This window comes from uncultured Desulfovibrio sp., assembly GCF_944324935.1.
GTDB lineage: Bacteria > Desulfobacterota > Desulfovibrionia > Desulfovibrionales > Desulfovibrionaceae > Desulfovibrio.
This window is the reverse complement of the sequence record NZ_CALUYG010000087.1, coordinates 20831-27858: the sequence shown is the minus strand read 5'-3', so window position 1 is coordinate 27858 and position 7028 is coordinate 20831. Positions and strand designations below refer to the sequence as shown.

General features: G+C 53.6%; 9 protein-coding genes. 6 read left to right on the top strand and 3 right to left on the bottom strand.

From position 1 onward, the window contains the following. The 3 genes from Q0J54_RS12120 to Q0J54_RS12110 all read right to left on the bottom strand — a co-directional run. Window positions 1–326, bottom strand: a 326-nt coding sequence (locus tag Q0J54_RS12120; RefSeq protein ID WP_296306017.1) for a TRAP transporter large permease subunit, incomplete at its 3' end; no start/stop codon positions are given. Then, window positions 326–886, bottom strand: a complete 561-nt coding sequence (locus tag Q0J54_RS12115; RefSeq protein ID WP_296306015.1) for a TRAP transporter small permease — start codon at window positions 884–886, stop codon at window positions 326–328. The genes Q0J54_RS12115 and Q0J54_RS12120, both read right to left, overlap by 1 nt. Before the next feature lie 118 nt (window positions 887–1004). Beyond that, complete coding sequence (locus tag Q0J54_RS12110; protein WP_296306013.1) at window positions 1005–2006, bottom strand: TRAP transporter substrate-binding protein; 1002 nt, start codon at window positions 2004–2006, stop codon at window positions 1005–1007. Window positions 2007–2203: 197 nt separating this feature from the next. Here Q0J54_RS12110 and Q0J54_RS12105 point away from each other — a divergent pair, with 197 nt between their 5' ends. The 6 genes from Q0J54_RS12105 to Q0J54_RS12080 all read left to right on the top strand — a co-directional run bounded on the left by Q0J54_RS12105 (window position 2204) and on the right by Q0J54_RS12080 (window position 6979). Then, window positions 2204–2956 carry an ABC transporter ATP-binding protein gene (locus Q0J54_RS12105; RefSeq protein WP_296306011.1) on the top strand — a complete coding sequence of 251 codons (753 nt, stop codon included), beginning with the start codon at window positions 2204–2206 and terminating at the stop codon, window positions 2954–2956. A gap of 41 nt (window positions 2957–2997) precedes the next feature. Next, on the top strand, window positions 2998–3792 hold the full coding sequence (locus Q0J54_RS12100; RefSeq protein ID WP_289106894.1) for an ABC transporter permease: 795 nt from the start codon (window positions 2998–3000) through the stop codon (window positions 3790–3792). A 2-nt stretch (window positions 3793–3794) separates the two neighbouring features. After that, a complete protein-coding gene (locus tag Q0J54_RS12095) occupies window positions 3795–4640 on the top strand; it encodes an ABC transporter permease (RefSeq protein ID WP_289106892.1) in 846 nt (281 codons plus the stop codon). A 34-nt stretch (window positions 4641–4674) separates the two neighbouring features. Next, window positions 4675–5439 (top strand): ABC transporter ATP-binding protein, encoded by a 765-nt coding sequence (locus Q0J54_RS12090; RefSeq protein WP_289106890.1) that lies wholly within the window; start codon window positions 4675–4677, stop codon window positions 5437–5439. Between the two features lie 77 nt (window positions 5440–5516). After that, the gene (locus Q0J54_RS12085) at window positions 5517–5807 is read left to right on the top strand and encodes a hypothetical protein (protein ID WP_296306006.1); all 291 of its coding nucleotides are present in this window, start codon (window positions 5517–5519) and stop codon (window positions 5805–5807) included. Between the two features lie 92 nt (window positions 5808–5899). Then, window positions 5900–6979 carry an ABC transporter substrate-binding protein gene (locus Q0J54_RS12080; protein ID WP_296306003.1) on the top strand — a complete coding sequence of 360 codons (1080 nt, stop codon included), beginning with the start codon at window positions 5900–5902 and terminating at the stop codon, window positions 6977–6979. Window positions 6980–7028: the final 49 nt, after the last annotated feature.

Genomic DNA, 7028 nt, shown 5'->3' with positions numbered 1-7028 from the left:
AACACGCAGGAAAGCACCGTGGAGATGGCCAGACCGCCGGGGATGGGGCCCACGATGTTTTCGGCGATGTTCACGAGTCTTCGTGATATGCCCGAGGCTTCCATGAGGGCCCCGGCCAGCACGAAGGCCGGCAGGGCCATGAGCGGAAAGGCCGTCAGTGAGGCAAAGGCGCGCTCCACCATGATGCTGAGGTCGATGCCCAGCAGAAGGAAGCAGGCCATGGTGGCCATGCCCAGCCCCACCATGATGGGAGCCCCGATGAGCAGCAGGATGAAGAAAATGATGAAGAGTAAACCGCCGGTGGCAAGGGGAGTCATGACTTCCATTAGGCCTTGCCTCCTTCATTTTGGGCGTCACCGCCGAGCAGCGAGTTCTGGCTTTCCTTGACCGATTCCTGATCCGGGTCGGCAATTTCGATATGCAGGATGAACTTCATGATATTCACCTGAATAATGCGAACGGCCATGAGCAGGAAGCTGAGCGGGAAAACGAGGTAGACCATGCCCAGGTCCCAGTCCAGGGCGGGCGTGGCATAGGGGAATTCACGCAGATCCATGACGGCGCGGTAGCCTTCATAGGCCATGATGAGGCTGAAGATGAGCCAGGCCACATCGCTGAGCAGCAGACAGCCGTCAGAGAGCCATTTGGGGGCTTTCATGAACTGGATGGTCACGCGGTTGAGGGCGCACAGGCGGGTGGCGTAGCAGGCGCCGAAAAGGATGAACCACAAGAAGGCAAAGCGCGCGATCTCCTCGGTCCACGGCAGGGACATGTCCAGAGCGCGCAGAACAATCTGCATGAAGACGATCACGACGAAAAAGACCAGCAGAAGCTGACACAGATAGCTTTCGAAATGATCGAGAAGGGCGGTGACAAACTTTTTCACGCTTCCTCCAACGCTTCGTGCGTCATCCGTATGCTTTTCAGGGACACAGGCTGACGCGTAAGAGAAAAAGCGGGCCGGAATCGTTGGCGGTTCCGGCCCGGGCATCACTCAGATGAGCTTACTTCCACTCAGGCTTGCCGCAAGCCTTGAGGTATTCGTTGATGGCGGCCTTGCCACCCACGAAGTCGGCCATTTCGGGCCAGACCTTTTCCATGGCGGCCTTCTTCCACTGATCTTCGTCTTCCAGGACGTCGACCTGCAGACCGGCGGCGATGAGGTTCTTCTTGGCCTTTTCGCCGTATTCCTTCTGGTACTTCAGCACTTCGTTCTGGGCGTACATGCCGGCGTCCACCACAAGCTTCTGCATTTCGGGCTTCATCTTGCGGTACACGCGCTCGCTCATGACCAGGGGCTGGAGCTGGTAGGTGTAGTGAACTTCGGTCAGATACTTCTGGTTGGCTTCCAGGAACTTCATGGCTTCAAAGCCGATGTAGCCGTAGCACTGGCCGTCCACCACGCCCTGCTGGAGCGCCGTGAAGGTCTCGGCCCAGGAGATGGGGGTCGGGCTGCCGCCGAAGGCCTTGTAGGAGGCGATCAGCACGGCGCTCTGGGGCACGCGGAACTTCAGGCCCTTGATGTCGTCCATCTTCTTGATGGGACGCTTGGAGTTGGAGATGTAACGGAAGTCCGTGTAGGTCCAGCACAGCACGCGGAAGCCGGCCTTGGTGGCGTAGCTGTTGAGCAGTTCGGCGGGCTTGCCGTTGGTGCCGACCACCACTTCGTCCAGATTGTCGAAGAGGTAGGGCAGCGTCAGGATGCCGAGGCGCTTTTCAAAGGGCACGAGGTTGGCGATGCCGCCCACGGCGAAGGGCTGGGAGCCTTTCTGCACGTTACGAAAGACTTCGCTCTCGTCACCGAGGCTGCCGCCGAAGAACAGCTGCACTTCGACCTGGCCCTTGGATTGTTCTTCCATGTACTTCTTGAAGGCCTTGGCGGCATAACCCTGTTCGGAATCTTCAGGGTCACCCACAGCCACGCGGAAGATCTCCGCGGCGGAGGCGGTGGCGCTCCAGAGGAACAGAGCCGCAAGCATGAGGGGAATGATTCGTTTGAGATTCATTGGCACGCTCCTTGAAAGTAAAAAGTTTATGATACATTATGTAGTAAAATGAAAGAAAACGCAACAATTTGTTTCTTATTGTGTTGAAAAAAATTTTAAATAATTTCAATATGTTAAAAATTTCAAGAGATATTTTTTGGCTTCAGGGCTTGTAATAATGTGAAAAAAAGAACAGTATTAACCTTAAGGAGGAAACGATGGACGAAAAACAAACGCGAAACAAGGTTGAGGTGAGAAATTTAACCAAGCGATTCGGCGATTTGACAGTGCTGGACGGTATCAACTTTAACATCAAGGAAGGGGAACTGCTCGCGATCGTCGGGCCGACCGGGTGCGGCAAGACGACATTTCTCAACACATTGTCGAAGCTGATGCCGACAACCGAAGGGAACATCTACATCAACGGCGAGGAAGCGGATCCCAAAAAACATAATCTCGCCTACGTGTTCCAGGAGCCTACATGTCTGCCGTGGCGTACGGTGAGGGAAAATGTCGCCTACGGCATGGAGGTGAAGGGGGTCGGCAAGGAAGAGCGCGAGGCCAGGGCGACCAAAATCATGGATCTTGTCGGGCTGACCTCATGCGCCGATCTGTACCCCAATCAGGTTTCCGCCAGCATGATGCAGCGCATCGCTGTCTCGCGGGCATTCGCGGTCAATCCAGACTTGCTCCTGATGGATGAGCCATATGGCCAGCTTGACGTAAAGCTGCGCTTTTACCTTGAAGATGAGCTGGTCAATATCTGGAGAAAGCTCAACAGCACAGTGCTTTTTGTAACACATAACATAGAAGAAGCTGTCTATGTGGCGGAAAGAATTTTGGTGCTTACCAACAAGCCGACAAAGATCAAGGCGGAAATCCCCGTTGATCTCCCTCGGCCGCGCGACTTGCTGAACCCCAAGTTCATCGAATTGCGTAAAGAGGTAACCGAGCTGATTCGCTGGTGGTAATGAAATCGCTGATCAGATAAAGCATAGGGTGAGGATCTTCAATGGCTTATAAAGAAGTAACTGTTAAACAACCGCTTCTCTTGACGGTTTTGCCGTATGTGAGCATCGCCGCTTTTTTCATCGTTTGGGAGTTCGCTGTCAGCTCCGGGGTCATCCCCAATGAACTGTTGGCGTCGCCGAGCCAAGTGGTGAGCACTTTCATTGATAAATTGTCAAACCCGAACCCAGATGGGGCCGTGATGGCCACGCATGCTTGGACGTCCGTGCAGGAAGCCTTTATCGGCTATTTGCTGGCGCTGCTCGTCGGCATCCCGCTTGGTCTGGCTATGGGCTGGTTCAATGTGGTTGAGGGGCTTTTTCGTCCAATTTTCGAACTTATCCGGCCCATTCCGCCCATCGCGTGGATACCTCTTACGGTCTTTTGGTTTGGAATTGGCCTGGCTGGCAAAGTGTTCATCATTTGGATTGCGGGCATCGTCCCCTGCGTCATCAACGCCTATGTCGGCGTTCGCATGACAAACCCGACGCTTATCCAAATGGCGCGTACATACGGAGCCAATGACTGGCAGATATTTACCCAACTTTGTATTCCTTCCTCGCTTCCCATGGTTTTTGGCGCGCTGCAACTGGCACTTGCCTACTGCTGGACCAATCTTGTCGCGGCGGAACTCTTGGCCGCCGACTCGGGACTTGGCTTCCTCATCACGATGGGGGGACGGCTCGGCCGGCCCGACATCATCGTCCTTGGGATGATCTGCGTCGGTATTTCAGGCGCCATCATCGGATTCATCATCGACCGTGTTGAAAAGAAGCTGTTGGCCGGAATCAGGAGGTAAACATGAGCGGCTCCTCAATTGCTAATGAAACCATAGATCACTCCAAGAACCGCGAACCCTTCAGCTTTTACAAGTTCATCACGAATAAATATTTTCTCAACGTCGTATCCATTGTGGCCTTTCTGCTTATTTGGGATTACGTCGCCAAGGAAAAGATCTTTCGTGATTCGCTGGCCAGGCCGCTCGAGGTGGTTGATCAGCTCTATATGCTTACCTATATGAAATTCGCCGGCACAAATCTTGCTGGACATATATGGGCGAGCACCCAGCGCGTGCTTATAGGCTTCATCGCGGCCAGCATCGTCGCTGTACCGCTTGGCTTGTTCATGGCATTGAACAAATACGTCAATGCTGTGGTCAAACCTCTGTTCGACCTCTTTAAGCCCATGCCGCCCATCGCGTGGGTGTCCATTGCCATCCTCTGGTTCGGCATTGGCGAAATGTCCAAGGTCTTCATCATCATCATTGGAACCTTTGTCCCTTGCCTTCTCAACGCGTATAATGGAGTGAGGCTGGTCGATCCCGACTTGTACGATGTCGTCAGGGTGCTTGGCGGCAACAGGCGAGATGAAATTTTCCACGTATGCTTCCCGGCCTCCTTCCCAGCGGTGTTCGCGGGGTTGCAAATTTCACTCAGCTCCGCGTGGACGTGTGTGCTGGCAGCTGAACTGATGAATTCGCGTGACGGAATGGGCTTTCTCATCAAGCGCGGCATGGATACGCATCAACCCACCCTCGTCCTGGGAGGCATGGTGCTCATTGCGGCGGCGGCCTATGGCACGTCACTGCTGGTGACGCTTTTGGAAAAGAAGCTTTGCCCGTGGAAGCGCACCATTGAAAACCTTTAATCGCTTCGGCGGCCGCAACAAGGAATGAGACATAATGGCACACAAGCTGAAACTTCATTGCGACAATGTCAGCAAGACGTTCATTCAAAAGGGGAATCAGGAAGTCCCCGTGATCAGGGACGTCACACTGGATGTTTACGAAAATGAGTTTTTGGTCATTCTCGGGCCAGGGCAGTGCGGAAAATCAACGCTGCTGAAAATTTTTGCAGGTCTTGAAACGCCCGACACTGGCTATGTAACTCTGGATGGTCAGCCCATAGTGGGGCCAGGACCGGATCGGGGCATCGTTTTTCAGGGCTACATGCTGTTTGCGTGGAAAACCGTTCGCGATAATGTGGAACTGGGACTTAAACTCAGAAATATTCCTAAAAGCGAGCGCCGTGATATTGGTCAGCACTATATTGACATGGTGGGGCTTACGGGGTTTGAAAATCACTATCCCCACCAGTTGTCGGGCGGCATGAAGCAACGCGTCGGAATTGCGCGGGCCTATGCCAACTCTCCCAACATCATGCTCCTGGATGAACCCTTCGGTCAGCTGGATGCGCAGACCCGCATGTTCATGCAGAAGGAGACCGCGCGCATTTGGGAGCAGGAACGGCGCACGGTAATTTTTGTGACGAATAATATTGACGAAGCGCTCTACTTGGGCGATAGAATCATATTGATGGAGGGTAAACTGCCGGGAACCATCAAGACAAGCTATGATATCGATTTGCCACGCCCACGAGAACATACGAATATAGATCTTCTCAAACTGCGTGCGACCATAACCGATAACACGGAACTTGTACTGTAGCTGTGAATATGCTTTTCAGCGTCATCGTCGGCATAACAGCCACCTGCTTGATTTGGCATGGCGTCAGGAAGTTGACCATGACCAAAATTGAGAAGAAGGATGAGACTCGACCAATTCCATATGATGGAAAAAAAACTCGGGAAGAGCTGATAGAGAAAACACTGAAGCAGCTTTTTCGTGTCAGGTTGGCAGGACTCATTCTCTGTGCGGCGGCTGCGGTAGGCCTGTATCTTCATGTGCCAAAGACCGTCGTGGCCCTCGTGGCGGCATGCGGATGCATCATGCAATACGTTGCTTATCGAATTCGCAATATGCGCGATAAAAGCTTGCGGCAACTGGGTGACAATGCTTTCTATGATCGAGATTGATGCTGAATGGTCATGATTTTTGTCGGGAAGAACGCTCTCGAATAGGTCGAAAGACGTGTCTTTCCAGGTAAAACAAGCAAGGAGAAATCTCTATGCGATTCAAAAAACTCCTTTCCCTCGTGATGGCTGCCGTGCTTTGCGCAACTATGTCATCAGGCGTCCTTGCAGCGAAGCTTACAAAGGTTCCAACAGCATGGATGGATGAGCATGAAACCTTCCTGATCTGGTATGCCAAGGAGAAAGGATGGGACAAGGAAGTGGGGCTCGACCTTGATATCCAGTACTTCGGTTCGGGAATGGACATCCTGAACGCTCTTCCGTCAGGATCGTGGGTCTTCGCCGGCATGGGCGCTGTGCCTGCCATGATGGGCGCGCTGCGCTACAACACGTCCATTATTGCCATCGGCAATGACGAATCCATGACCAACGCCGTGCTGGTGCGTGCGGACAGCCCCATTGCCAAGGTCAAGGGCTACAATAAGGATTTCCCTGAAGTTCTTGGCAGCCCCGAGACCGTCAAAGGCAAGACCATCCTGGTGACTACGGTTTCGTCCGCGCACTATGGCCTGTCGAACTGGCTCAAGGCTCTGGGCCTGACCGACAAGGACGTGACGATCAAGAACATGGATCAGGCGCAGGCTCTTGGCGCTTTTGATAACGGCATAGGCGACGCCGTGGCCCTGTGGGCTCCGCATCTCTACGCCGGACAGGCTAAGGGCTGGAAGATCGCTGGCGATCTCAAGATGGTCAATGTGGGCAACCCCATCGTCCTTATCGCCGACACCAAGTATGCGGAAAAGAATCCTGAGATCGTGGCCAAGTTCCTGAGCATCTATCTGCGTGCCGTCAATATGCTGCAGAACGAGCCTCTGGAAAGCCTTGTGCCCGAGTACCAGCGTTTTTACCTCGAATGGGCTGGCAAGCAGTACTCCAAGGAGATCGCTCTGGTGGACTTGCAGAAGCATCCCGTGTTCAATCTGAAGCAGCAGCTTGCCCTGTTTGACGATTCCAAGGGAATGAGCAAGGCGCAGACTTGGCAGAGCGAGATTGCGAAGTTCTTTGCGAGTGTTGGCAGCATCAACCAGGAAGAATTGAGCAAGGTTCGTGATGGAGCCTACGCGACCGGTAAGTATCTGAAGCTTGTGAAGGAACCTATCCCGAGCTACAAGTAGTGGTGCTTGCGCGGGCGAAAGCGGTGGATCCCGGTCTTTCGCCCGCGCT

Excerpts from the sequence above, each read along its gene's own strand:
- Q0J54_RS12080 (WP_296306003.1), top strand. The coding sequence starts at position 5,900 with ATGCGATTCAAAAAACTCCTTTCCCTCGTGATGGCTGCCGTGCTTTGC.
- Q0J54_RS12090 (WP_289106890.1), top strand. The coding sequence starts at position 4,675 with ATGGCACACAAGCTGAAACTTCATTGCGACAATGTCAGCAAGACGTTC.
- Q0J54_RS12085 (WP_296306006.1), top strand. The coding sequence starts at position 5,517 with ATGACCAAAATTGAGAAGAAGGATGAGACTCGACCAATTCCATATGAT.
- Q0J54_RS12100 (WP_289106894.1), top strand. The coding sequence starts at position 2,998 with ATGGCTTATAAAGAAGTAACTGTTAAACAACCGCTTCTCTTGACGGTT.
- Q0J54_RS12105 (WP_296306011.1), top strand. The coding sequence starts at position 2,204 with ATGGACGAAAAACAAACGCGAAACAAGGTTGAGGTGAGAAATTTAACC.
- Q0J54_RS12110 (WP_296306013.1), bottom strand. The coding sequence starts at position 2,006 with ATGAATCTCAAACGAATCATTCCCCTCATGCTTGCGGCTCTGTTCCTC.
- Q0J54_RS12095 (WP_289106892.1), top strand. The coding sequence starts at position 3,795 with ATGAGCGGCTCCTCAATTGCTAATGAAACCATAGATCACTCCAAGAAC.